This is a genomic window from Desulfoscipio gibsoniae DSM 7213, from assembly GCF_000233715.2.
In the GTDB taxonomy this organism is placed as follows: domain Bacteria; phylum Bacillota; class Desulfotomaculia; order Desulfotomaculales; family Desulfallaceae; genus Sporotomaculum; species Sporotomaculum gibsoniae.
The window spans coordinates 4,225,378-4,252,316 of the sequence record NC_021184.1 but is presented as its reverse complement, the minus strand read 5'-3'; the positions used below and the strand labels follow the sequence as shown (position 1 = coordinate 4,252,316).

General features: G+C 51.3%; 20 protein-coding genes and 1 CRISPR repeat array. Of the genes, 19 read left to right on the top strand and 1 reads right to left on the bottom strand.

The window, feature by feature from the left end:
- Positions 1–60 precede the first annotated feature (60 nt).
- The gene (locus DESGI_RS19825) at positions 61–1,662 is read left to right on the top strand and encodes a methyl-accepting chemotaxis protein (RefSeq protein ID WP_006521529.1); all 1,602 of its coding nucleotides are present in this window, start codon (positions 61–63) and stop codon (positions 1,660–1,662) included.
- Between the two features lie 321 nt (positions 1,663–1,983).
- Here the strand turns inward: DESGI_RS19825 and DESGI_RS24100 are convergent, their stop codons facing one another.
- The gene (locus DESGI_RS24100; protein WP_006521530.1) at positions 1,984–2,136 is read right to left on the bottom strand and encodes an aspartyl-phosphate phosphatase Spo0E family protein; all 153 of its coding nucleotides are present in this window, start codon (positions 2,134–2,136) and stop codon (positions 1,984–1,986) included.
- A 565-nt stretch (positions 2,137–2,701) separates the two neighbouring features.
- Between DESGI_RS24100 and DESGI_RS19820 the strand changes: the two genes are divergently transcribed.
- From DESGI_RS19820 to DESGI_RS19735, 18 genes are all read left to right on the top strand, one after another.
- Positions 2,702–4,903, top strand: coding sequence for a CRISPR-associated helicase/endonuclease Cas3 (locus DESGI_RS19820; protein WP_006521531.1), 2,202 nt, complete (start codon positions 2,702–2,704; stop codon positions 4,901–4,903).
- An 18-nt stretch (positions 4,904–4,921) separates the two neighbouring features.
- On the top strand, positions 4,922–5,587 hold the full coding sequence (gene cas5c, locus DESGI_RS19815) for a type I-C CRISPR-associated protein Cas5c (protein WP_006521532.1): 666 nt from the start codon (positions 4,922–4,924) through the stop codon (positions 5,585–5,587).
- On the top strand, positions 5,584–7,392 hold the full coding sequence (gene cas8c / locus DESGI_RS19810) for a type I-C CRISPR-associated protein Cas8c/Csd1 (RefSeq protein WP_006521533.1): 1,809 nt from the start codon (positions 5,584–5,586) through the stop codon (positions 7,390–7,392). Before cas5c ends, cas8c begins: the two co-directional genes overlap by 4 nt.
- Positions 7,392–8,258, top strand: a complete 867-nt coding sequence (cas7c, locus tag DESGI_RS19805; protein ID WP_006521534.1) for a type I-C CRISPR-associated protein Cas7/Csd2 — start codon at positions 7,392–7,394, stop codon at positions 8,256–8,258. The genes cas8c and cas7c overlap by 1 nt, the downstream gene beginning before the upstream one ends.
- Before the next feature lies 1 nt (position 8,259).
- Positions 8,260–8,919, top strand: a complete 660-nt coding sequence (cas4, locus tag DESGI_RS19800; RefSeq protein WP_006521535.1) for a CRISPR-associated protein Cas4 — start codon at positions 8,260–8,262, stop codon at positions 8,917–8,919.
- 15 nt (positions 8,920–8,934) lie between these two features.
- The gene (cas1c, locus tag DESGI_RS19795) at positions 8,935–9,966 is read left to right on the top strand and encodes a type I-C CRISPR-associated endonuclease Cas1c (protein ID WP_006521536.1); all 1,032 of its coding nucleotides are present in this window, start codon (positions 8,935–8,937) and stop codon (positions 9,964–9,966) included.
- A 13-nt stretch (positions 9,967–9,979) separates the two neighbouring features.
- Complete coding sequence (cas2, locus tag DESGI_RS19790) at positions 9,980–10,270, top strand: CRISPR-associated endonuclease Cas2 (RefSeq protein WP_041285008.1); 291 nt, start codon at positions 9,980–9,982, stop codon at positions 10,268–10,270.
- Between the two features lie 168 nt (positions 10,271–10,438).
- Positions 10,439–17,640: direct repeats of the CRISPR family, unit length 32 nt; unit sequence GTCGCCCCCCGCGCGGGGGCGTGGATTGAAAC.
- Between the two features lie 725 nt (positions 17,641–18,365).
- A complete protein-coding gene (locus DESGI_RS19785; RefSeq protein ID WP_006521545.1) occupies positions 18,366–18,851 on the top strand; it encodes a hypothetical protein in 486 nt (161 codons plus the stop codon).
- 578 nt (positions 18,852–19,429) lie between these two features.
- A complete protein-coding gene (atpD, locus tag DESGI_RS19780) occupies positions 19,430–20,812 on the top strand; it encodes a F0F1 ATP synthase subunit beta (RefSeq protein WP_006521546.1) in 1,383 nt (460 codons plus the stop codon).
- A complete protein-coding gene (locus tag DESGI_RS19775) occupies positions 20,809–21,204 on the top strand; it encodes a F0F1 ATP synthase subunit epsilon (RefSeq protein WP_006521547.1) in 396 nt (131 codons plus the stop codon). Before atpD ends, DESGI_RS19775 begins: the two co-directional genes overlap by 4 nt.
- Positions 21,197–21,508 (top strand): AtpZ/AtpI family protein, encoded by a 312-nt coding sequence (locus DESGI_RS19770; protein WP_006521548.1) that lies wholly within the window; start codon positions 21,197–21,199, stop codon positions 21,506–21,508. Before DESGI_RS19775 ends, DESGI_RS19770 begins: the two co-directional genes overlap by 8 nt.
- A 134-nt stretch (positions 21,509–21,642) precedes the next feature.
- Entirely contained in the window at positions 21,643–22,059 is a 417-nt protein-coding gene (locus tag DESGI_RS19765; protein ID WP_207638340.1) for an ATP synthase subunit I, read from the top strand.
- Positions 22,043–22,753, top strand: coding sequence for a F0F1 ATP synthase subunit A (locus DESGI_RS19760; RefSeq protein WP_006521550.1), 711 nt, complete (start codon positions 22,043–22,045; stop codon positions 22,751–22,753). Before DESGI_RS19765 ends, DESGI_RS19760 begins: the two co-directional genes overlap by 17 nt.
- Before the next feature lies 1 nt (position 22,754).
- Positions 22,755–23,033, top strand: coding sequence for a F0F1 ATP synthase subunit C (locus tag DESGI_RS19755; RefSeq protein WP_006521551.1), 279 nt, complete (start codon positions 22,755–22,757; stop codon positions 23,031–23,033).
- A 7-nt stretch (positions 23,034–23,040) separates the two neighbouring features.
- Positions 23,041–23,832, top strand: a complete 792-nt coding sequence (locus DESGI_RS19750; RefSeq protein WP_006521552.1) for a F0F1 ATP synthase subunit B family protein — start codon at positions 23,041–23,043, stop codon at positions 23,830–23,832.
- 8 nt (positions 23,833–23,840) lie between these two features.
- On the top strand, positions 23,841–25,358 hold the full coding sequence (locus DESGI_RS19745) for an alternate F1F0 ATPase, F1 subunit alpha (protein ID WP_006521553.1): 1,518 nt from the start codon (positions 23,841–23,843) through the stop codon (positions 25,356–25,358).
- A gap of 1 nt (position 25,359) precedes the next feature.
- Positions 25,360–26,298: a F0F1 ATP synthase subunit gamma gene (locus DESGI_RS19740; RefSeq protein WP_006521554.1), complete on the top strand. Its 939-nt coding sequence runs from the start codon at positions 25,360–25,362 to the stop codon at positions 26,296–26,298.
- A 332-nt stretch (positions 26,299–26,630) separates the two neighbouring features.
- On the top strand, positions 26,631–26,906 hold the full coding sequence (locus DESGI_RS19735; RefSeq protein ID WP_052543970.1) for a hypothetical protein: 276 nt from the start codon (positions 26,631–26,633) through the stop codon (positions 26,904–26,906).
- Positions 26,907–26,939: the final 33 nt, after the last annotated feature.

Here is a 26,939-nt window from a genome sequence, read left to right as displayed (position 1 = left end):
AAAATCAATATATGTTCGTTGTTAGATAATCCTTAATGACCATATTACGGGGGTGTTGTTGTGAAATTAAACATTAAGGGAAAAATTTTATTGGGTTTCGGGGTTGTTTTATTGTTGATGCTCGGTTCTTGTTTATACCTTATTGATAAAATGAAAACGATGGATGATAACTACAGTGCACTGATAAACGAAAAAGCTTATGGTTATATTTATGCCGAATCAGCCAGAGCAGGGTTTAATATGGCAGCCGTTAACGTTAGGGGTTACATTATAGATGGTAATTCTGACAGCCCGGCTAAAATCCAAGCATCTTTAGATAACAGCATTAAGCTAATTGATAAGATCGCCCCATTGATGTCAACTGACGAGGGTAAGCAATTAATTAATGACTATAAAACTAAAGCCGATGTTTATAGGAAACTTATGTTAGATCAATTAGTTCCTTTGATAAGTGCCCGTGAATCAGCTCAAAGCGAAAAAGAACGGGCTATTGCCCAAAAGAAAATTACGGATTTTTTTGCAGCCAACCAAAAAACGATTACGGATTTAGACACTGCTGCTCAAACTTTCAGTGAATATGAGTCCAAGTTGCTTGAAGAAGGTGGTAATCAAAATACTGATAATGTTCGGGAAATAATTACTACCTCAAATATCGTAGTATTAATAATAATAATATTGGGTTTAGTTATTGCCCTCCTTATTGCTCGCATGATTGCCAATCCTATAAGTTTGGTCGATACTGAAGCGGCTAAAATAGCCACAGGTGACCTTACGGGAAAAGAGATCAAGGTGAGAACAAAAGATGAAGTGGGCCATTTAGCTGAGTCTTTCAATAATATGCTGCATAACCTTAAAGATATCACCAGGCAGCTTCAGGAAAAGTCGCAGAAAGTTGCCTCGTCCGCCGCCGAGCTGTCCGCCAGTGCTGAAAATGTATCAGCAGCAGCTACGGAAACCGCCTCCACTGTTGGCGAAGTTGCCTCCACTGTGGAACAGGTTGCCGCCAATGCCCAACATATCTCCGATGTTTCCGCCCAGGCTGCTGCCCATGCAAAGGAAGGGAACGAAGGACTTGACAGCGTTGTTGCCCAGATGGATATTATACAAGAGACGACAGAAAGCAGTGGAAAAGTTGTTAGCGGTTTAAGTGAATCTGCCGGTAAAATCACTCAAATTGTTGAGCTTATTACCAGCATTGCCGATCAGACCAATCTACTGGCTTTGAATGCAGCCATAGAGTCGGCCCGTGCGGGTGAACACGGTCGGGGTTTTGCAGTGGTGGCCGATGAAGTTAGAAAGTTAGCTGAACAGTCCGCCGGGGCAGCCAAAGAAATCCACATTCTCATAACCTCTATCCAACATGAATCGAAAAAAGCTGTTGAAAGCATGCAGCAAAGTGGAACCCAGGTGGAAACCGGGTCACAGGTAGTACGGGAAGTAAGAGTAACCATAGAAAAAATTATTAGCGCTGTTCAAAATATGGCGGATGATATACAGTCAGTGGCAGTGGCAATTGAGCAGATGAATTCAGGGGTGCAAAATGTGGCTGCAGCAACTGAAGAGCAAACAGCTACCATGGAAGAGGTTGCCTCCACTACGCAGAGTTTGGCCGGTTTAGCGGGGGAATTGGATGAGTTATCTAAACGTTTTAAGCTGGCTTAATCAAGGGTAAAACGAGAATGTAAAAAAGAAAACCTTGCTGGCGATTGAACTGTTAGTTTAGTTAGCCAGGGAGGTTTCTTTTTTACCCACGGGCTGGTGGTGTTCAGCTTGAGCAAGTGGCTTAGGTCTAGCAAGCTATATTGATAAAATTGAGGATGGTTATAATGCTTTTAACTACCATTATGAATAGCTGCAAATCGGGCCTTGTTAGCCCGGCATGTTCTTATCAAAGAGTGAAAGCCGGTGGATCGATAAAGGAATTAAACCAGGAGACAGTCAGTGTCGGAGCAGCCGTCACAGCTGAGTCTAATGGTGTGAGAGTCAAAACCTGGCGGCTATGTGGTACATTACTATATACCTATCCAGCTCCTGGCTGGCCAAGATTAAATCGTCATAATTTGCGCCTGCGTCGACCAGATCATACATCCTGGCACGCAGGCGTTCTATTTCTGCTATTATTTCCTCCCGAGACATGCGTATCACCTCGGGATTATACAATTCTTGATGAGCATTAGCATTTCCTGCAAAATAATGCTAAAAACATTGTCGGTTTTTATTATAGGTTGACTTGATGGAATTCCATAATGATGTAATGACAATAAAACGAAGAGGTATTGATGTTATTAATTTAAGTCAGGTGCATGGCCTGGTTTTTTGTTAAGTCGCTGATGATATTCTTGGATAGCTTAATGTTGCAATCAAGTTATATTATAAACATACGACAAATTTTGGGCAAAATTCATGTAAAACAAAGCATTTGGTGCTATTTCTTTGTAAATGATAAAAAACATCTTTCTTAACAACCAATAATTGAGATTTTTTGCAGGCTTTAATAAATTCATGTCGAAATATTACAATACATAATAAGACAATTCCGGTAGGTGTTAACTATGATGGTTAAATAGTTTAAAAATATTTTTAGTGTGACAAAATGTAGTCCGGGTGTGAGTGTATTGTTATGGTAGCAACTTGGCTTGCACAGAGGGTGAATACAAATTACTTAGTTGCTAATAGTGACCTGTAAAGGATGGTGTACATTATGACATACTTTGCTCATTCTGATAAAGACAAGCCGGCCAGCCAGTGGCAGTTGCTAAAGGATCACCTTGAACACGCCGGTGAAACAGCGTCTATTTCAGCAAAACCTTGGGGAGCTGAAAAGATTTCTTACTTGGCCGGGTTGATGCATGATATGGGTAAATATTCTGTTCAATTCCAAGAACGCTTAAAGGGCCGGATTATTAAGGTTGATCATTCTACAGCAGGGGCGGTTGAAGCGGAAAAACGGTATGGCCCGGTGGGAAGGATTTTAGCCTATATCATTGCCGGTCATCACTGCGGCCTTCCCGACTGGGGCAGTGCAGCGGACGAGTCATCGCTGGCCGCTAGATTAAATAAAAGATTAAATGATTATAGTGCGTTTTTCAGAGAAATAGAGTTGCCGCCTGCGGGGGAGGTAAGTTTCCCCGCCATCAGGCCCGTTTGTGGCGCGGGATTCAGTGTGCAGTTTCTGATCCGGTTTTTATACTCATGCCTGGTGGATGCAGATTTTTTGGATACAGAAAAGTATGCCTGCCCGGCAAAGTCAGCTGCCCGTAACAATCAATATGCGCTGGGTGAATTATCTTCTAAACTGGACTGGTTTCTAGATGATATGTGCGCTAAAGCGCCGGATACCGTAGTGAATCGGTGGCGGGCCCAAATTCTGGCCCACTGCAGGGAGAAAGCTCGACACGCCTCTGGTCTTTTTACCCTTACCGTGCCCACCGGTGGCGGAAAAACGCTGTCCTCCCTGAGCTTTGCTCTAAAACATGCCCTACAGTATGGCCAAAAACGGGTAATATACGTCATACCATATACCAGCATTATTGAACAAAATGCGGATGTTTTTAGGAAAGTGCTTGGTATTGAGCAAGTGCTTGAGCACCATAGTAACTTTACCTATCCGCAGCAAGACCAGGAGGATAGCGATACCGAGTATGCCTCCGACGTCGGGCAAAAATTGAAACTGGCCGCGGAAAACTGGGACATGCCTGTCATTGCTACCACCAACGTGCAATTTTTTGAGTCACTTTTTGCGGCCAGAAGTTCGCGGTGTAGAAAAATCCATAATATTGCTAATAGCGTCATTATTATTGATGAGGCTCAGATGATTCCTACCGGTTTTTTAAAACCATGCCTGAATGCATTATCCGAACTGGTAACCAACTATAAAACCACTATCGTGCTATGTACAGCAACTCAGCCAGCCATTGGGCAACTTCTGCCCAATGGTGTTAAACCTGTAGAAATTATAGGCGACCCGGACGGGTTATACCAAGCCTTCAAAAGGGTTAAAGTGTGTAACATTGGTACGGTAGTCGATGATGATTTGGCGGAAAGGTTAACCGCTTACCACCAGGTGTTGTGTATTGTCAATACAAAAAAACATGCCCGGCTGTTGTATGAACAGATTTCTGCTGAGGGGACTTTCCACCTGAGCACCCGGATGTGTCCGGAACACAGATCCGAAACACTTAAGATAATCAAGGATAGGTTGAAAAAGGGGCAGGTGTGCCGGGTGGTGTCCACCCAGCTAATCGAGGCAGGGGTGGATGTGGATTTTCCCGTAGTTTACCGGAGTATGGCGGGTATTGATTCCATTGCCCAGTCGGCAGGCCGCTGCAACAGGGAAGGTCTATTGCCATTTGGCCGGTTATTTGTATTTTGGCCAGCGGAAAAGCATGGCCTGCCCAGGGGGTGGCTATCCCGGACGGCCTCTCTGGGCGGTATGGTCTTTGAGCGCCTTTCGGATCCCCTGGGGCTCGATGGTGTTAAGGAATACTTTTCTTCTTTATACGACGTGGATACCGCTCTGTTGGATAAGGAGGGTATTATGGCCGAAATAAAGGAACAGGAAAAACAATTAAAGTTTCCTTTCAGAACCATTGCCGACAAGTTCAAAATAATAGACAAAAATACTGTTCCCATAATAATTCCGTGGGGCGAAGCCTGTAATAAAACGCTAGCCCAAGCCAAGTTCAGCCCTTTCCCCGGCACATATGCCAGAAAACTGCAGCGCTATGGTGTGGGAGTTTATGAAAATGAGTTTAATGAGCTAGTTAACAACCAGGCTTTGGAAGTGATTGCCGAAACATTTTATGTGCTTAAGGAGGAGGTGTTTATCAAGTATTATAGCCGGAAAACAGGTCTTAATCCATTTACGGAAAGCATGTTTTTAAACGACACTTTAATTATTTAGGAAAAGGGGTGAAATCACATGGGTTATGGTATCCGGCTATTGGTCTGGGGGAATTATGCCTGCTTTACCAGGCCGGAAATGAAAGTGGAAAGGGTCAGTTACGATGTAATGACCCCATCCGCCGCCAGGGGCATACTGGAATCCCTGCACTGGAAACCGGCCATTAAGTGGGTGGTAGATAGTATACTCGTACTTAACGAGATCCGTTTTGATAATGTAAGGCGCAATGAGGTGGGAGGCAAAATCCCTGCTGGAAACGTCAAAAAAGCTATGAAAGGTAATCCCATGGTGCTGTGCCAGTATGCTTCACAAGATCGCCAGCAGAGGGCCACCCTGCTGTTACGGAATGTGGCTTACGTAATTGAAGCACATTTTGAAATGACCGCAGAAGCGGGGTCCCAAGATACGCCGGAAAAGCATTATGCCATTATTACGCGCAGGGCCAGGCAGGGTCAGTGTTTTCAACAACCCTACCTGGGCTGCCGGGAGTTCCCGGCCAGCTTTCGCCTAATTGAAGAAGGAGAACCGTTACCGCACTCTCAGCTTCGGGGTGAGCAAGATTTGGGGTGGATGCTTTGGGATATTGACCATGGGGATGGCATGAATCCCCTCTTTTTCAGGGCCAGCATGAAAGATGGCTTAATCGAAGTGCCCCGGGTACAGGAAGGGGTGACGGTTAAATGATTATTAACGCGCTCTATAGACACTACGAAACGCTATTAAATGACCCGGATTCCGGGGTTAGCCGACCTGGTTTTAATAAAGTGAAAGTGGGTTACTGCCTGGTGCTTTCCAGGCAGGGCCGGTTGCTGGATATTCTTGATCTGAGGGTGGAACGGGATAAAAAGCTGGTATCTAGAGATATGACAGTGCCGGAACAAGGTAAAAGAGCAGTTAATATTTTTGCCAACTTTTTATGTGACAACTGTACTTATGTTTTGGGCCTGGGGCAGAAAGGTAAAACAGTAAAACTAGATAGAATTAAAAAATGCTTTCAAGAATTTGTGCAAAAACATGATCAAATACTGGGTAATGTAGCTGATGAAGGTGCGACAGCACTTTTGGAGTTTTTGCACAGCTGGGATATTACCGGTGCACTGGAGCATCCTGTGATATCCAGGCATATTGACGAACTGTCCGAAGGCCTGAATCTGGTGTTTAAACTGGAGGGGGCGACTGGCTATTTACATGAAAATAAGGCGATGGTGGATGCCTGGGAAATGTACCGGTCGGGTCAAGCTTCTAACATAAATATGCAATGCCTGGTTACCGGAAAGGACACGGGTATAGCCCGTTTACACCCTAATATAAAAGGTGTGACCGGGGCTCAGACCAGCGGGGCTTCGCTGGTTTCCTTCAACCTTGATGCTTTTACTTCTTATGGCAAAAAGCAGAGCTTTAACGCGCCGGTAGGCGAGGAAGCGACATTTGGTTATACTACTGCGTTGAATTACCTGCTGAGCAATGCTAAGCACCGGGTTAGAATCGGTGACACCACAACTGTTTTTTGGGCGGAATGTTCCACGGGCGGCCTGGAGGAAGACCTGCTGGGGGCGCTGTTTTTCCCGGTTGGCGAGGAAAGCGATGCTAAAAAGGAAAAAGAAAATAAAAACAGCTTTCAGGTAGTTAGGGATCCTCAAACGGTAAAACTTATGCATGATATATTTCAGCGGGTCAGGGCTGGTAAACCCGTTGGCCAGGGTCTGGTAGGGGTTAATTGGGACACCAACTTTTACATACTGGGTTTAGCCCCCAATGCCAGTCGTCTGGCGGTGCGTTTTTGGCACATGGACCCATATGTAAAATTTATAGAAAAAATAGGTCAGCATTATGCCGATATGGCCATCGTAAAAAGATATGACAATGATCCGGACTTTATTTCAATTAGCATGCTCCTAAAAGAAACTGCACCGCTAAGGGATACCAAAAGAATCGCCCCGCTTTTGGGCGGCCTGCTAATGCGCTCCATACTTACCGGCATGCCTTATTCAACGGCCTTATATAACGCAATTATTTCCCGGATAAGGGCGGATCAGGAAGTAAATTATGTGCGGGCGGCCGCCATAAAAGCATTTCTGGCCAGGAACCGCCGCTACTATAACAAAGGAAACGAGGTGGATTTAACTGTGGCTTTAAATGAGTCAAACAATAACACGGGGTATCTGTTGGGACGTCTGTTTGCCTTGCTGGAAAAAGCGCAGGAGGATGCCAATCCTGGTATAAATTCGACTATTAGAGACAGGTATTTTGGATCGGCTTCCGCATCTCCGAGCTCAGTTTTCCCTATTTTATTAAGACTTGCTCAACACCACATCTCCAAAGCCGAATATGGCCGGTATACCGACAAGCGGATTGAGGAAGTAATATCCGCCATTGATTGTTTCCCGGCCTACCTAAACATTGAGGATCAAGGGCAATTTGTCCTTGGCTATTACCAGCAGCGCCAGGCTCTTTTTATCAAATCCGAGAAAAAGGAGAGTGTTAATTAATGGCGGAAGCAATTAAAAATCGATATGAGTTTGTATTATTATTTGATGTAGAAAATGGAAATCCCAACGGTGATCCAGATGCCGGAAATATGCCGCGCATTGATGCTGAAACCGGCCTTGGGCTGGTGACCGACGTGTGCTTAAAGAGAAAAATACGTAACTATGTGGATATAGCAAGAGGTGGGAACGAAGGTTATGACATCTACGTGCGCGAGGGGGCAGTACTAAATGTCCAGCACAAGAAAGCTTACGAACATTATGAGCTTAAGCCGGAATCAAAGAAATTACCCAAGAATGAAGCGGATGCCAAAAAAGTTACGGATTTTATGTGTCATCATTTTTATGATATTCGCTCTTTTGGTGCAGTAATGACTACGGAGGTCAATTGCGGTCAGGTACGCGGCCCCGTTCAAATTAATTTCGCTCGCAGCATGGATCCCATTATTCAGCAGGAGATTACCATCACACGAATGGCGGTAACCTCAGAAAAGGATGCCGAAAAAAAAGACAGGGAAATGGGACGCAAGCACATTGTACCCTATGGACTCTATCGGGCTGAAGGGTTTGTGTCCGCCAATCTGGCGCAAAAAACAGGTTTTACCACCGATGATCTTGAGCTGCTCTGGGAGGCGCTGATTAACATGTTTGACCATGACCGGTCGGCGGCCAGGGGGAAAATGGCTGCAAGAAAACTGGTTATATTTGAACATGAGACAGCGCTGGGCAATGCCCCCGCGCACAAGCTATTTGAGCTCGTTACGGTTGCCAAAAAAGACTTAACCCGGCCGGCCAGGGCTTACAGTGATTATGAAGTGACAGTTAATGCGGCAGCTGTTCCCGCAGGGGTTAAGCTAACCGAAAAGTAATATGAAAAAATATGATCAGGAAGAAGACCTGCTGTCCTTATCTGGCATTCAGCATTTTGCCTTTTGTGAAAGGCAGTGGGCACTTATCCACGTGGAAAACCAGTGGGTGGATAATGTGCGTACGGTGGAAGGTAAAATATTACACCAAAGGGCGGACGACCCTTACTTTACAGAAGTTCGTGGTGATGTTAAAACAATACGTTCTGTGCCTCTAGTTTCCAAAACACTTGGCTTGTATGGGGTAGCGGATGTAATTGAACTGCACAAGTTGCCAAAAAGTAAAACAAACCATAGCTATAGTATAGTTGAATATAAAAGGGGCAAGCCAAAGCCTGATGACAGGGATGAGGTACAATTGTGCGCCCAGGCCATCTGCCTGGAAGAAATGCTTGATATTCAGTTGGAGTATGGCTATTTGTATTATGGTGAAACAAAACGCAGGCATAAAGTACAGTTTGATGATTTCCTTCGGGGGAGGGTTAAAGAGTTGGCGGATAAAATGCATCAAAATTTTGCCCGGGGCATAACCCCCCTGCCCGTAAAAGATAAACGGTGCAAAAATTGTTCCATGGCCGGTATCTGCGTCCCTGATCTAGCCAAGGGCAATAAAAAAGCTGAAAAATATTTAACCGGCTTGTTTGACGAAATGGCTAATGAATAATGGGGGTGTACGGGCATGAGAAAAATGCTTAATGTCCTCTACGTTACTAACCCCGAGGCGTACCTGGTAAAGGATGGGGAGAACCTTGTTGTAAGAATACAGGATCAAGAGGCTTTTAGAACTCCCATTCACTACCTGGAGGGTATCGTTACCTTCGGGTATATGGGGGCAAGTCCGGCTTTATTGGGTATGTGTGTCGAAAAAGGTGTTACAGTGTCATTTTTGACTGCCAGCGGCAAACATCAGGCTACTGTTCACGGATCGCCTAAAGGCAATGTGCTGTTAAGAAGAAAACAATACCGGTTGGCTGATTCTGATCATGATTCCGCTCAAATTGCATCAATGTTTATCATCGGCAAGCTTGCCAATTGCAGGACAGTGCTCCGGCGGTTTATCAGTGATTATGGAGAAAAGGTTGATGCCGCCCAGGTTGTCAATGTCAGTAAAATATTGGCGCGTAATGTTTTACGGGTTAATAAGGAAATTCATCTTGACGAGGTAAGAGGTATTGAAGGCGAATCTGCTAGAGAGTATTTCTCAGTACTTAATCATTTAATCGTAGCACAAAAGGAATACTTCTATATACAAGGCAGGAACCGCAGACCACCGTTAGATAACTTTAATGCGCTACTGTCATTTCTATACAGCCTGCTTTTGCATGAGGCACGGGCTGCGCTGGAAACGGTAGGACTTGACCCTTACGTGGGCTTTTTGCACCGTGACCGGCCAGGCCGGGTTGGCTTGGCCCTGGATCTGATGGAAGAGTTCCGCCCGTACATGGCGGACAGGCTAGCATTGAGTCTAATTAATAGGCGGCAAGTGACCGGTGATGGTTTTATAAAAAAAGAATCCGGCGGTGTGGTTATGAAAGACACGGCCAGGAAGGCAGTAATTGAGGCCTGGCAAAAAAGAAAGCGGGAGGAGATAACCCATCCTTTTCTGAATAAAAAAATACCCGCCGGTTTACTGCCATATGCGCAGGCGTTACTATTGGCCAGGCATTTAAGAGGCGATTTGGATAGGTACCCTCCGTTTGTTTGGAAATAAGGGGGAGTTTAAGTTGATGGTATTGGTCACTTATGACGTGAGCACTACTACTGAAGCCGGGAAAAAAAGGTTGCGTCACGTAGCCAAGCAGTGTGTTAATTATGGCCAGCGGGTGCAAAACTCGGTATTTGAATGTCTACTGGATCCAGCGCAGTTTGCAGCATTAAAAAATAAGCTTGAAGGTATTATTAACAAGGATGAAGATAGCCTGAGATATTATTTTTTAGGGAGCAACTGGAAAAGAAGAGTTGAACACGTTGGGGCCAGACAAACATTTGACCCCGAGGGGACAATCATTGTTTAAGTGCGAACCATAAGCGAACATAAAAAGTCTGGAGTTATCGCAGAGGTTTATTTGTAATGGTTTAAGCGGGTTTTGCTGTTAAAATGTAGACAAAAAATAAGCTAAACATGTAATGTTCGCGAAATTAAGGTTATAAACCCTTGTGTGGCAAGGGTTTATAATGGAAGCGTCGCCCCCCGCGCGGGGGCGTGGATTGAAACTTTTTACCATACTTAAAATAATATTATCCAGTAATGTCGCCCCCCGCGCGGGGGCGTGGATTGAAACATACATATATCTAGTACATTCTCTAGCACCAATATGTCGCCCCCCGCGCGGGGGCGTGGATTGAAACCGTTTGATAAAGCTCTACCACCAATTTTCATATTGTCGCCCCCCGCGCGGGGGCGTGGATTGAAACGTGGGCCAGCCCTTGCAAAAATACATTAGTGCTTGTCGCCCCCCGCGCGGGGGCGTGGATTGAAACAAAGAAAATGCAAAAGATTGGTCATGGTTGACACGTCGCCCCCCGCGCGGGGGCGTGGATTGAAACAATAGTGGTGTAAATGCTGTTAGCATCTTTTCCAGTCGCCCCCCGCGCGGGGGCGTGGATTGAAACAATTTCGTCCCAGGTGTTGGCCATCCCATGGGCTGTCGCCCCCCGCGCGGGGGCGTGGATTGAAACCATTTCTGTGACAACATCCTGCCGGCAGTACTCGTCGCCCCCCGCGCGGGGGCGTGGATTGAAACTAATGCTAAAATTAACCCATCAAAATCTTCACTTGTCGCCCCCCGCGCGGGGGCGTGGATTGAAACAAATAAATAAATACAAAAACAAATAAAAATAAAGGTCGCCCCCCGCGCGGGGGCGTGGATTGAAACCGGCATCGCCGGGCGTACCTCCAGGCCCGGAACCTGTCGCCCCCCGCGCGGGGGCGTGGATTGAAACCCTCACATACTCAGCGAAACCATTATATCACATAGTCGCCCCCCGCGCGGGGGCGTGGATTGAAACAATTTGGATTGAAAATAAGAAAAAAGCAGATGAAGGTCGCCCCCCGCGCGGGGGCGTGGATTGAAACTATGTCTGCTAGTTTTCAAGATTCTAATTGGAAAGTCGCCCCCCGCGCGGGGGCGTGGATTGAAACTAAAGTAGAATATGAAAAGTTGTTGGAGTATAAGTCGCCCCCCGCGCGGGGGCGTGGATTGAAACTAAAGCAATCGGTTGCTGTGCCTTTGTGGATAATGTCGCCCCCCGCGCGGGGGCGTGGATTGAAACTTTTTGCCTTTTTGCTGGTTAAAACGGCCAAAGGGTCGCCCCCCGCGCGGGGGCGTGGATTGAAACATTAAATTGAAGGTGGTGTGCATAATGAAATTCCGTCGCCCCCCGCGCGGGGGCGTGGATTGAAACCGGATGTTAGATAAAGAGCACCAAAAAGAAGCCAGTCGCCCCCCGCGCGGGGGCGTGGATTGAAACATAATAAAAATGATAATAGAAAAGAATTTTTAAGTCGCCCCCCGCGCGGGGGCGTGGATTGAAACCTCCTTAAAATTAATTGAAAAGGAGCCTAACTATTGTCGCCCCCCGCGCGGGGGCGTGGATTGAAACTTTTACCATGTGGTCGTACAGTTTGGCTTTTAACCGTCGCCCCCCGCGCGGGGGCGTGGATTGAAACTCCGGCAAGCCATGCAATCACCCGGGCCTCAATGGCGTCGCCCCCCGCGCGGGGGCGTGGATTGAAACTCTTTGGAAGAAAACTAGGCCAACACAGATACGGGTCGCCCCCCGCGCGGGGGCGTGGATTGAAACATTACATTAAATGAAAATAATAAAATAGTTAACGTGTCGCCCCCCGCGCGGGGGCGTGGATTGAAACATCAAAAAGATCACTCCTTAATTAGTTAGTTGATGTCGCCCCCCGCGCGGGGGCGTGGATTGAAACATCTATACCAGTATCTTCGGCGAATTCTTTTATGGTCGCCCCCCGCGCGGGGGCGTGGATTGAAACTACTGGTATACTCGGCTAGTTCCAATGTCGGATAGTCGCCCCCCGCGCGGGGGCGTGGATTGAAACACTTAGTTGTTCTGACACCTGTATTTCCTCTATAAGTCGCCCCCCGCGCGGGGGCGTGGATTGAAACACAATCTACAACAAATGAAAGAGTTGCGCGTTGCGTCGCCCCCCGCGCGGGGGCGTGGATTGAAACTTCCATACGTTCAGACTTGGCGGTACCTGCGGCACGTCGCCCCCCGCGCGGGGGCGTGGATTGAAACCGTAAAAGTAATCTCCCGGCGTTAGAGCTATTCCGGTCGCCCCCCGCGCGGGGGCGTGGATTGAAACTTGTAATCCCATACCTTTCTTGTACATATAGTCGGTCGCCCCCCGCGCGGGGGCGTGGATTGAAACTAAAATAAACTCGGACAGATACTCTTTGCCTACGTCGCCCCCCGCGCGGGGGCGTGGATTGAAACATACACACCCCGCTTGACTCGCTGGTTCCAATATCGTCGCCCCCCGCGCGGGGGCGTGGATTGAAACCATAGTAGGAGGGAAGAACATTCCCCAGGTGTCACCGTCGCCCCCCGCGCGGGGGCGTGGATTGAAACTTTACTCATTTAAAACACCTCAATCTAAAGCATAGTCGCCCCCCGCGCGGGGGCGTGGATTGAAACACCTTCACCAGGACCGCTGATCGCGCTCAGGTAGAAGTCGCCCCCCGCGCGGGGGCGTGGATTGAAACGTAATTGTCCGCATCTGGATTAAAGTATTGAGGTGTCGCCCCCCGCGCGGGGGCGTGGATTGAAACTGGCCCATCTGGCATTGTCTGAAGCCCATCGCCGGTCGCCCCCCGCGCGGGGGCGTGGATTGAAACAAACCGGGTGGGTTTAAAGGTGAGGCGGTACAGTGTCGCCCCCCGCGCGGGGGCGTGGATTGAAACAAGATAGTAAATCGTCTAACATCTCCTGAAGCGCCATGTCGCCCCCCGCGCGGGGGCGTGGATTGAAACCCTTTGTTGTGGCCGATCAGAATACGGACCCGGTCGTCGCCCCCCGCGCGGGGGCGTGGATTGAAACACGGGCACAGCAGCACAGTTTGAACTATGGTCAGAGTCGCCCCCCGCGCGGGGGCGTGGATTGAAACATATAACAAAACAAAAGGAGGATGAATCTATGTTGTCGCCCCCCGCGCGGGGGCGTGGATTGAAACATGAACCTGGAGGTGATCCTGTGGGTGGTACAACGGTCGCCCCCCGCGCGGGGGCGTGGATTGAAACGTGTATCAAGCTAGACACCCGTATTTCCTGTAGGTCGCCCCCCGCGCGGGGGCGTGGATTGAAACAGGTGATCAGTTTACAAAAGACTTTATTTATGCGTCGCCCCCCGCGCGGGGGCGTGGATTGAAACACATTCTAAAAAGCCGATGTACTGGCTCCGACTCGTCGCCCCCCGCGCGGGGGCGTGGATTGAAACCTGCAATGCCAGCGTAGTCTTGCCTGACTTCGCCCGTCGCCCCCCGCGCGGGGGCGTGGATTGAAACAACCTGCACCATCGCTTTACCGTCCGCTATTGATGTCGCCCCCCGCGCGGGGGCGTGGATTGAAACGAGATAACTTTCCGCTGTGAACCCTTTGCATACGGGTCGCCCCCCGCGCGGGGGCGTGGATTGAAACCTTATCCGCCTTGAAGCGGCCATAAACAGCCAGCGTCGCCCCCCGCGCGGGGGCGTGGATTGAAACTGATGGGTCAAAAGGCAAAAAAAGAAACAGATACGTCGCCCCCCGCGCGGGGGCGTGGATTGAAACCCATCTCCATGAACAAGGCCCCGATCCGTGTTGGCGTCGCCCCCCGCGCGGGGGCGTGGATTGAAACCAACTATGCACATACTGACCGACCAATAGGGCAGGTCGCCCCCCGCGCGGGGGCGTGGATTGAAACGAGCTCAGAAAAGAACTCGTCCATGTTCATGCCATGTCGCCCCCCGCGCGGGGGCGTGGATTGAAACGCACTATAAACCCTGCAGCCAGCAATCTATGTCCGTCGCCCCCCGCGCGGGGGCGTGGATTGAAACATTTTTGCAGCAAAATATTTTTGCTGGACAGGCAAGTCGCCCCCCGCGCGGGGGCGTGGATTGAAACATTTAGCGAATACGGGAACGATCACGCCAACGCGTCGCCCCCCGCGCGGGGGCGTGGATTGAAACTCAAAAATAGGCTTCTTATCCGGGTCTGGGTAAGGTCGCCCCCCGCGCGGGGGCGTGGATTGAAACACCTTCCTTTCCGCCCGCCACCCGGCGCTTGCAGTGTCGCCCCCCGCGCGGGGGCGTGGATTGAAACGCCCTGCTCGATGAGATACAAGTATAGTGCCCAGTCGCCCCCCGCGCGGGGGCGTGGATTGAAACTGTCAGGATGAAAAAGAACAGGAGGAGGTGAAACCGTCGCCCCCCGCGCGGGGGCGTGGATTGAAACCAGATATGCAAACACTTGGCGTTTTACGCCCAATGTCGCCCCCCGCGCGGGGGCGTGGATTGAAACACGAATTATGTGGGCTGCATAAGCAAGCTATTGAAAGTCGCCCCCCGCGCGGGGGCGTGGATTGAAACTTACTCTCGATAATCACAGTATTTCCCTCCATTTCGTCGCCCCCCGCGCGGGGGCGTGGATTGAAACATTGATTTAACAGGTCAGCAATTTGGCCGGCTGACGTCGCCCCCCGCGCGGGGGCGTGGATTGAAACGTCATCAACCCAGATCCGGAACGGCCATGGGTGGGGTCGCCCCCCGCGCGGGGGCGTGGATTGAAACGACAGGGAATTCAAACCCGGCGAAACCGTTGACCGTCGCCCCCCGCGCGGGGGCGTGGATTGAAACCTTTTTCCCTTCCAGCATATACACAGCCAGTGGGTCGCCCCCCGCGCGGGGGCGTGGATTGAAACCCAGTCCCCATATCCATGAAGAGCCCGCCGATGCGTCGCCCCCCGCGCGGGGGCGTGGATTGAAACTCTGCCATATCAAAAACCAATTCAACAAAATAACGTCGCCCCCCGCGCGGGGGCGTGGATTGAAACCACTATAAACCCTGCAGCCAGCAATCTATGTCCGTCGCCCCCCGCGCGGGGGCGTGGATTGAAACGATAAAATTTCATCTTCACCGCCGATAATTTCCATCGCCCCCCGCGCGGGGGCGTGGATTGAAACCCATTCCGTCAGTCGACACATAATCTCCATAAATGTCGCCCCCCGCGCGGGGGCGTGGATTGAAACCAAATACGTTGCTCCGATTGCGGGCGCATTGGGCTGTCGCCCCCCGCGCGGGGGCGTGGATTGAAACCTGCTCCCGCCGCTGCAGCTCGGCTATGATTTGTGTCGCCCCCCGCGCGGGGGCGTGGATTGAAACAATCTCGCTTGGGCTTGGGTTCCGAAAAGCGATAGTCGCCCCCCGCGCGGGGGCGTGGATTGAAACTAATCTCAGCCCCCACTGCATCACAAACGCATTGTCGCCCCCCGCGCGGGGGCGTGGATTGAAACCAATACCCGCAGACAATCTGCTGCAAATGGCTAAAGTCGCCCCCCGCGCGGGGGCGTGGATTGAAACATTTAAACAAAGCTTTAATCGTGCGTCCGAGGTTGTCGCCCCCCGCGCGGGGGCGTGGATTGAAACATCTATTTTCATCTTTTACTTTCCCCCTCACCGTTGTCGCCCCCCGCGCGGGGGCGTGGATTGAAACCCCACTGGCTTTTAGTTGATTGATTGCATCCAATGTCGCCCCCCGCGCGGGGGCGTGGATTGAAACTTGATTTCCTTTACATCTTCGCGCATGTCCTCAAGTCGCCCCCCGCGCGGGGGCGTGGATTGAAACATGTTTGACTTAACCAATAAGCATAAGCCAAACACTTGTCGCCCCCCGCGCGGGGGCGTGGATTGAAACGCCTATTCCTCATGGCCATACTATTATCCACAATGTCGCCCCCCGCGCGGGGGCGTGGATTGAAACTCAACTTGTGACTTTGTTGGTCGTACAATACTAGGGTCGCCCCCCGCGCGGGGGCGTGGATTGAAACAACATAAATCATAATACACAAGAGAAATTTACCCGTCGCCCCCCGCGCGGGGGCGTGGATTGAAACACTGCCACCGCCATGCCGTCCATATAAGCTGTCGGTCGCCCCCCGCGCGGGGGCGTGGATTGAAACAACAGATTGGCAGTAGCATGAGAGCGATTGATGAAAGTCGCCCCCCGCGCGGGGGCGTGGATTGAAACTCCGCGATTGAAGCGCGAGTTGTTGCCTGGTTCGCGTCGCCCCCCGCGCGGGGGCGTGGATTGAAACACTAGAAATATTACTAAGCATTCTAGTTTGTATTGTCGCCCCCCGCGCGGGGGCGTGGATTGAAACCTATAAAAAAGATTTATCCCGGCGTTGTGCTGTCGTCGCCCCCCGCGCGGGGGCGTGGATTGAAACATCGTCGGCCCCCTTTCCTAATTGATATCGATCCGTCGCCCCCCGCGCGGGGGCGTGGATTGAAACCAGCTGTTCAACGAACATGTTTTTAAAGGCGAACGTCGCCCCCCGCGCGGGGGCGTGGATTGAAACTGCATTGAACGGATCAACGATGCCCGGAGCCGGTGGTCGCCCCCCGCGCGGGGGCGTGGATTGAAACTAATTAATTAAAAGGAGAGATGTCTTACATGGCTGTCGCCCCCCGCGCGGGGGCGTGGATTGAAACCTCAATGCCCCGCAGCCTGCGCGGAGAGGATACCGCGTCGCCCCCCGCGCGGGGGCGTGGATTGAAACCCCCACAGGTGGCTCGATCTAAAAGGTACTGGTAGTCGCCCCCCGCGCGGGGGCGTGGATTGAAACTCTGATGCCTTTGCACGTACCATATCAGTAAATGTGTCGCCCCCCGCGCGGGGGCGTGGATTGAAACTTTGATGTCACCGACGCCAATGGCGCTTATAATTTGTCGCCCCCCGCGCGGGGGCGTGGATTGAAACATAGCTATGAACTGACAAAAGCCGCTGCACATTCGTCGCCCCCCGCGCGGGGGCGTGGATTGAAACATTTCCTGCAATAGATTTGTGGCCGCATCCTCGGCGTCGCCCCCCGCGCGGGGGCGTGGATTGAAACCACACAAGCGCATCACCTCGTGGGTACGTAACTTGTCGCCCCCCGCGCGGGGGCGTGGATTGAAACGGTATCGGGGTTGATGTCGGCAAGGATAATATTACGTCGCCCCCCGCGCGGGGGCGTGGATTGAAACACTTCTGCGAGGAACCCCTGGACGTGTTCGGTTATGTCGCCCCCCGCGCGGGGGCGTGGATTGAAACTTTCCGCTTAAAGTTCTCCAAGACTGCGCCCTCAGGTCGCCCCCCGCGCGGGGGCGTGGATTGAAACTATTCCCCTTTTGGCCTTTACTATATGTATAAGTGCATGAGGAATTGAAACAGGTAATATATATTATATTACCGTATTAATACGGTTTGGCCTTACCGTGATTTTATTGTATCACACGTTCTGAGTGTCCATAAAATCGCGGTAAGGCCAAACCTTGATTATACCTATTGCCAGTATTATTGAAATGGCAACCATATTGCTCATCTAAGCGATGGAACAACAAGGCGACAATTTGTTCAAAAGTTTGCTAGTTTTGCAGTGCTTTCTTGAGTTCCAATATACTGTATCATGGATAATCTAGTTATTTCTACTACGTCATTCGCATTGAAGCCATTTTTCAAAGCAATTTTTGCAATCTCAACTTTACCTTTAAGTTTGCCTTCGATCCTGCCTCTAATAAGGCCTGCCTCTTCATCTCACCAGCGTCCGCTCAATATTGGTGATCATATTTTCCACATCCTGGGGTTTGGTTTCATCCAGTACACGTTCACTTTCAAGGATTTGTTGACCAGCGTTAGGTTGGATCAGCTGATAGTCACTTGAACTCCTTAATTAAGCGCTCAATATTTGTGGCCATGCGAATAACATCAAGTTAATCAAAAGGAAGCAGAGGAAAGGAAGCAGAGGAACCGTTCCCTTGCTTCCCCGTGCTTCCAAATTTAATTCATAACCTTAAACTTATCAGTAAATAATAGTTTTGGAGTATATTATAGGGAGGGAAAAGCATGTTTGGAAAAAGCATTTTCTTTTTTTATAAAGCTTTACTGTTTGGAATTGCAGCATACGCTATAATCCCCAGGCCTGAATTTAAAAAGTATTTAATTTATGGCTTTATTTTTGGGGCAATTGGAGACATTATAGTTTTATTAATAACTGGGCCAGTGCTCAATTTATATAAGTATTTTCATTTAGGCCCTTTTGGTATTTGGGGTATATTTACGTTTTGGACACCTATATCGTGGATGTTCGCGTTCATGTTGTTTTTTTACTTTCTGCCAGTCAGAATACCATTTTTATTGCCATATGTAGCTGGTTTTTCTATGTTTGGATACATGGTTGGATTGGTATTACAAGGATTAGGCATGTATGAGTATATAGGTAATTATATATATTTCGCTCCGGTAACCTTTTTAATTTGGTTTTCTATAGCAGCATTTTCATATATCAGGATTGGAAATATTAGACTAAATTCACATCTTAACGGTGAGTGATAATTCATTTTGCTATCTCTCTCCCACTGGCCCAAGCAACACATTGTCATCGTGCTTTCCCTAATATCTGGGTAATTTGGCCTGTTCGTGGTAATATTTGACTGTGCCGATTTTCTTCATGTGATCTTTATATATTTCCAGCAATCCCTTAAACGCAGTAGATTGTTACCATAATGATTTATTTGATCAAATATGCAATAATCTGGAAAAACGGCGGGTTGAACGTAATTACGTTGCCTGCCTGCGGATTGAAAAAGAAATGAAATCTATGAATAAAGCAACTAAATAACGATATAGATATGTCATCTGCATAGAATGAAAGATGGATAGTTTAATAAGTATTGGAAAAAAGTATTAATTTTATTATAATTAAGATTGAGTAATATTTCACATACCTTCATCTTTAACATCCTAAACTGGAGGCAGCGTACAGGATTGGCGGCAACTCCTTTTTGACGGGGTAAATACTGTGCAATTAACTAAAAGGTCAATAGTATATATCCGGCTTACTCTCGAAGGGTCTTTAAGTTATCGTTGCTTTTAATTTGCTGCGGGGATGGAATTTTAGGGGAATGATCATGAACAATTCTGCTGAACAAGCCTGGGGTGTAGTGGTTTCTGTCCGGGGTAGTGTGGTCGATGTCCGCTTCATTGGTTTGCCGGCCCTGCATAACCTGTTGATTACCGGCGTTGCGGGCAATGTTCTTATTGAGGTAACCGCCCACATCAATGAGGAGATTGCCCGGGGAATCGCCTTGACGACAACGCAGGGGCTCGCCCGGGGTGCCAGGGTAATTGATACGGGGCAGCCCTTGAAGGCGCCGGTGGGCAAACGGCTTCTGGGGCGGATGTTCAACGTTTTCGGCTCACCCATCGATGGTAAGCGGGAGCTATCTGGCGGGGAATGGCGCTCCATCCACCAGCCACCGGTACCCCTCAGCCGGCGGGTTACCAGGTCGGAGATTTTCGTCACCGGCATCAAGGCCATCGATGTGCTGGCCCCCTTGGAAAGAGGGGGGAAGGCCGGCCTTTTTGGCGGTGCGGGGGTGGGCAAGACCGTCCTTATCACCGAAATGATCCACAATACGGCCGGCGTCCATGAGGGGGTGAGCTTCTTTTGCGGTATCGGCGAGCGTTGCCGGGAAGCCGAGGAGCTTTACCGGGAGATGATGGCGGCAGGGGTGTTGGGCAACACCGTCATGGTCTTCGCTCAGATGAACGAACCGCCGGGAGCCAGGTTTCTGGCCGGCCACACGGCGCTGACGATGGCTGAATATTTTCGGGATGACGCCAAGCAAGATGTACTGCTGCTGATCGATAATATCTTTCGCTTTATCCAGGCCGGCGCGGAGGTATCAGGCCTGATGGGACAAATTCCCTCCCGGGTTGGTTATCAGCCCACCTTGGGTACCGAATTGGCCCAGCTGGAGGAGCGTATTTGCAATACAGCGACTGGTGCCATAACCTCGGTGCAGGCAGTTTACGTGCCGGCGGATGATTTTACGGACCCGTCCGCCATACATACTTTTGCTCATCTTTCGGCATTGCTTGTTCTCTCGCGGGAGAGGGCCAGTGAGGGGCTTTACCCGGCCATTGACCCGCTCCAGTCCGGTTCTAAAATGCTGGTCCCCCATATCGTCGGGGAGCGGCACTTCCGGATTGCCCAGCAGATCCGTAAAACCCTGGCCGGATATAAAGAGTTGAAGGACATTATCGCCATGCTTGGCCTGGAGGAGCTGTCCCGGGAAGACCGGCAAACTGTCTTCAGGGCTCGGCGGCTGGAACGCTTTTTAACTCAGCCTTTCTTTACCACGGAGCAATTCACTGGGCACGAGGGAAGGTTCGTCCGCCTGGAGGATGCGCTGGAGGGGTGTGAGCGTATTTTAAACGATGAATTTACCAGTTACCCGGAAAATTCCCTGTATATGATCGGGAATGTGAGCGAGGCGAGCAAGCTGTGAAGCTCAAGGTGCTGTTACCAACAGAAGTCTTCCTGGAAGAAGAAGTGACCAAGGTATCCGCAGAAGCGGAAAATGGCTCTTTTTGCCTATTACCCCGCCATATCGACTTTGTCACGGCGATCGTGCCCGGACTGGTTTCCTTTATTACCCGGGGCGGTGAGGAGGTGTTCCTCGCCGTTGACTCGGGGATCCTGGTCAAGTGCGGCCCGGAAGTCCTGGTGTCCACCCGGCGGGCAGTGCGGGGGCCGGTACTGGGTGAACTGAAAGATACTATCCTGCGGGAATTCCGCACCATCGACGAGCGTGAGGAGCAGGCCCGTTCCGTGATGGCTAAACTCGAAGCCAGCTTCGTACGGCGCTTCATTAAACTGGAGGAGGATACCCGTGGCTGAGTATCATGATAAGGATGCCGGTAAGGCTGCAGACGATCTGGTTCGCCAAATCCAGAAAAAGGAAATGCGCAAAATGAAAGCAAGGCAGGAGCAAGCCCGGAGCATCTGGTTCGGGCTGGGTATGTTCGGCATGGTCGGGTGGTCAGTGACGATCCCCGCTTTGCTCGGCGTTGCCCTGGGTGTCTGGATTGACGCCAGATGGCCTGGTCCATTTTCGTGGACCTTGATGCTGCTGGTCGGCGGCCTTTTGGCGGGCTGCATTAATGCCTGGTACTGGGTGGAGCGGGAAAGAAAGCGCAGGTAATTCCACTGGTTACCGGCTGAAGCGGGAAAGAAAGCAGAGGTAGCTTTACAAACTACCTCTCAAGCGGTGGGTATAGTCTCAAACTGAGCACAAAAGACTACCGTTCTAAGTTCCCGGCCGGTGTCAGGCCCTGCGTGATAGTTCGGTCTGAGTACAAAAGATTATTGTTTAAACAAGTATCATGCCGGCTGATCAAGCCAGGCACAGGACAGGAGTGGCGTGCAGTGGCTGTCGCGCTTTCTTGGCTAATTATATTTGCGGTGGGGCTGGGGTTGGGCTTATTTTACTTTGGCGGACTCTGGCTGACGGTGCGCCGCCTGCCGGTGGCAAGGCGGCCGGGGCTCCTTGCTGCGGGCAGCTTTGTCGTCCGCACGGGGGGCTGCCTTTGGGGATTTTACCTGGTAATGGCAGGCCAGTGGGAGTGTATTCTGGCCTGCCTGGCCGGTTTTGTGACGGCACGTTTAATCTTGGTGCGGCAGCTCCGGCCGGCCTGCCATACAGCGGCAATAGGTTCAGGGGGGAGAGGTGATAGAGATGCGCCTGAGTCCTGACGAGATTATATTCTGGCACTGGGGTCCGGTTACCTTAAACGCCACTATTTTTTTTACCTGGCTGGTGATGGGGGTGCTTGTTTTGGGGTCGTGGCTGGCGACCCGGCGGATGACCGGTGACTTTCATCCAACACGCTGGCAGAATTTGCTGGAGGCTCTGGTCACCTTGATGCGGGATCAGATCCGCGACATCAGCCGCCAGGAGCCGGGCCGGTATTTGCCCTTCGTGGGGTCGCTCTTCTTATTTATCGCTGCTTCCAACCTGTTAATCATCATCCCTGGCTACGAGCCGCCGACGGGCTCTTTGTCAACGACGGTGGCGCTGGCTGCCTGCGTTTTGTTGAGCGTTCCCTTTTATGGAGTCGCCCGCAACGGGCTGCGGGGGTATGTCAAGCATTATATCGAGCCTTCCTTCATCATGCTTCCCTTTCACATTATCGGGGAGTTCACCAGAACCGTCTCTCTGGCCGTCCGCCTTTACGGCAACATTATGAGCGGCAGCGTCATCATCGCCATCCTGCTGAGTATTGCCCCCCTTTTCTTTCCCATCATCATGCAGGTGCTGGGGCTTTTGGTGGGGTTGATTCAGGCCTATATTTTCGCCGTCCTGGCGATGGTGTACATCGCCTCAGCGGCTACTGCCCATGCTGAAAAAGAACAGGCCGGGCAACAGCCCGGGAAAGGAGAAAGTTGATATGGATACACTCGGAATAATTGGGGCTGTTGCCATGATTATGTCAGGCTTGACCATTTCCATCGGCTCCATTGCCCCTGCTCTGGCTGAGGGGCGGGCTGTGGCGCAGGCCCTGTCCGCTATCGCCCAGCAGCCCGACGAAGCCAACACCATCAGCCGGACCCTTTTTGTCGGCCTGGCCATGATTGAGTCCGTGGCCATTTACTGCTTCGTCGTATCGCTGATTTTGATCTTTGCCAACCCCTTCTGGAATATAGCGGTGTCTAAAATGGGAGGTTAGACATAACATGCATGTTGATTGGTTTACGGTACTGGCCCAGGTGATCAATTTTTTAATCTTTGTAGCACTGCTTAAACGCTTTCTTTATGGCCCCATACTGCGCAACATGGACCAGCGGGAGGCGGGGATTGCAGCCCGGCTGGAAAAAGCCGCGCAGAAGGAAAAAGATGCCGGGGCCGAGGCGGAGGCCTTCCGCCAAAAGCTGCGTGAGCTGGAAGAACAGAGCGCGGCTATGCTCGCCAGCGTCAGGGAGGAAGCGGAAGCCCTGCGCAAAGACTTGTCGAATAGGGCGAGGAATGAGGTCAATGCCGCACAGGCCAGGTGGTACGAGGCCTTTCAGGAGCAAAAGAACACTCTGCTCCTGGATCTGCGCCGCAGTGCCGGGAAGCAGGTGTACGCGGTGGCCAAACAAGCATTGCGTGACTTGGCCGGCGTAAAGCTAAACCAGCAAATGATTGAAGCATTCATGCAGCAATTCCGGGCCATCGACCCTGGTGAGCGGAGCCTTTTGGCGCAGGCCATTGGCCAGTCGGGGGGAGTTGTGGTGCTGCGCAGCGCTTTTGAAATCGATCCGGAAATGCGTGCAAAAGTGGACAGCACGATCCGGGAGGTCATTGCGGGTGACATTGAGTTGCGATTTGAAACTGTGCCGGGCCTGATTGCCGGGCTTGAAATGACCGCCCACGGCAGACAGGTGGCCTGGCATTTGGACAATTACCTGGACCGGCTGAAGGAGTCGTTTGCCCGGGTCTTGGATGAAGAAATATTGCCTGAAAAAGAGGAAAAGGAAGCTAGCTGAGGTGACCTATGGAACTGACCACCGTATTAAACGAGCTTGACCGCTCCTTTGAAACGGCGCTGAACCGCTGCCGTGCAGAGCTGCGGGGCCGGGAAGTGGGAACGGTGACCTATGTCAGCGGGGGCATTGCCCGGGTGGAGGGCTTGCCCAACGTTCAATTGGACGAATTGCTCCACTTTCCCGGGGAACTCTGGGGAATGGCTTACAATTTGGACCCTGGCGAGGTTGGCGTGGTAATGCTCGGGGACAGCGGGAAGCTCAAGGCTGGCGATACAGTGTTAAGGACCGGCCGGGTGTTGGACGTCCCGGTTGGCGAGGCCTTGCTGGGCCGCGTCGTCGACGCTATCGGCCGTCCCCTGGACAGCCGGGGTCCGGTGCGCGCCCGCGGGCGGCGTCCGGCGGAGCGGGAGGCACCGGCCATCCTGGACCGCGCCCCGGTGACTGTGCCCCTGCAAACCGGGCTGAAAGTTGTAGATGCTATGGTCCCCGTGGGGCGCGGGCAGCGGGAGCTCATCGCCGGCGACCGCCAGACCGGCAAAACTGCCATTGCCCTGGATACGATCATCAACCAGAAGGGGAAGGAGGTATTGTGCGTTTATTGTGCAGTGGGCCAGAGGGGGGCGGCGGTGGCCAAACTGGTGTCTGATCTGCAGCACCATGGCGCTATGGATTACACCACCGTGGTGGTGGCGGAAGGGTCGGACCCGCCGGGGCTGCAGTTCATTACCCCCTATGCGGCGACCACGATGGCGGAGTACTTCATGGAGCAGGGCTGCGACGTGCTTATTGTCTATGACGACCTTACCCGGCACGCCCAGGCCTACCGTGAGCTTTCCCTTCTTCTGCGCCGTCCGCCGGGGCGGGAGGCTTTTCCGGGCGACATCTTCTACATTCACTCCCGCCTCCTGGAGCGTTCCACCCATTTGCGGGAGCAGCGCGGAGGGGGTTCTCTCACCGCCCTGCCCATTATCGAGACCGAAGCGCAAAACCTGGCCGCTTATATCCCGACCAATTTGATTTCCATTACCGATGGGCAGATATACCTTTCCCCTGACTTGTTCCAAAAAGGGGTGCTGCCGGCGGTGGACGTGGGTAAATCCGTATCCCGGGTGGGTGGAAAAACCCAATTGCCCGCTTACCGGGCAGTAGCCGGGGACCTGCGGCTGTCTTACGCCCAGTTCGAAGAACTGGAGGTATTCTCCAGGTTTAGTATGCGCCTGGACGAAAGCACCCGCAAAACCCTCGAGCGGGGCTGGCGCGTGCGGGAGATATTGAAGCAGCCCCAGTACGCACCCATACCGGTTCCAGAGCAAATTGCAGTTCTGCTGGCCGTGACCGGGGGGAGCTTTGACGAACTACCCCTGGACCGGATCGGAGAGGCAGCCCTGGCCTTAACCAGGGCTGTCGCGGAAGAAATGCCCGCCTTAAGCCGGCACATTGAGAGCGGGGAAAAAATACGTAATGAAGACCGGCAAGCTCTGCTTGAAAAAGCTTTACGGGTCGTGCACATGATCGTGGAGGAATAAGATGCAAACTCTTGAGCATATCCGGGGAGCCATCGCCGGCATGGAAGATCTGCAGGCGGTGGTCAGGACGATGAAAACTCTGGCTGCGGTAAGCATTCGCCAGTATGAAAGGGCGGCCGGGGCGCTGAATGACTATTTCCGGACTATTGAGCTGGGTCTGTATGTGGTCTTGAAAGAAGGTCTGTATGAGGCAGCGGCACAGGCGGGGCAACCAAAAGAGGGCCTTGTCGCCGTCGTAATGGGTTCCGACCAGGGCTTGTGCGGCCGTTTTAACGACCAGATCGCGGCATATGCCCTGGAGACGATGGCGCAGCTGGAGCCCAGGCGGGAGCGCAGGGCGGTGATTTGCGTGGGTGCGCGGGCGCACGTCCATCTGGAAGAAGCAGGCCAGCCGGTCACGGCACTGTTTAGCGTCCCGGAATCCCTCCAGGGGGTTACCGCTGCAGTCCAGGACCTGCTGGCCAAACTGGAAGAGCTGCACGGGCAGGGGCGCGTGGAGCGGGTCACCCTTTTTTTCAATGTACCGCAGTCCGGCGCTTCCTACCGCCCGCTGGCCCGCCACCTGCTTCCTCTGGACCAGGCCTGGCTCCACGCGCTGACTCGTAGAAATTGGCCCAACCGGGTGCTGCCGGTTTTTACAATGGACCAGGAGCGGTTATTCGCGTCTTTAGTTCGCGAGTATCTGTTTATGTCTATATACCGGGCCCTCGTTGAGTCCCTGGCCGGCGAAAACGCCAGCCGTCTCGCGTCAATGCAGGTGGCCGAGCGCAATATCGGCGAGCGTCTGGATGAGCTGCACGCGGTTTACCGCCACCGGCGCCAAAGCGCCATCACCGAGGAACTGCTCGACATTGTCGCCGGCAGGGAGGCGTCCACACAAGGTACCCCAAAGTATTCCAGCGCTGGAAAACGTTCTGCCTTCGATTCTGCCTTCCTTTAAAGTCTTACCTCTTCATCTCATCCAGCGCTCGCTCGATGTTATTGATCATTTGAGACTGGATCGGCTGATAGTCTTTTATTCCCCAGTTAAGCGAACCATATTTGTGGACAACAATGACGCTGATTGCTGGGGCAACAGCCCGTCTTGCGCCGAATGCCTTTGGTCCAGGCAGATAGTTGCCTGCCCGTAGAAGTTACTTAAAGCTAACAAATATTTAACAACCATGCTGTTGACATGAAACCTACAGGTAATTATTATATAAGCAAATTATTATGTATCGTTGTTTGCTGTAATATATAAATGTACTTTTATATAAGCTTTATTGAAAGGGGGTGCAAAGACTGGCTAATTGCTGTGATCCCCGGGCGCCGAAGATATATAAGATAAAATTAGATACCGGCACAATGGGCATATTAGGGTTAGATTTAATTATGGCCGAGGTGCGCTCAATGGAACCGCTTCCCGAGGAAGATGCTAAAAAAGAACTGCTGCAAAGGGTTGCTTCCGCCAATTATATTCCCGGTTCTGCCAGGGAAAGGTATGCCGAGGCTTTATACAGGGAGTACGTAAGCAAGTTAAATGAAAACGGCTGGATTAAAGATTGCTAATTTTATTTTTGGCTAAAATATAAAATAACTTTT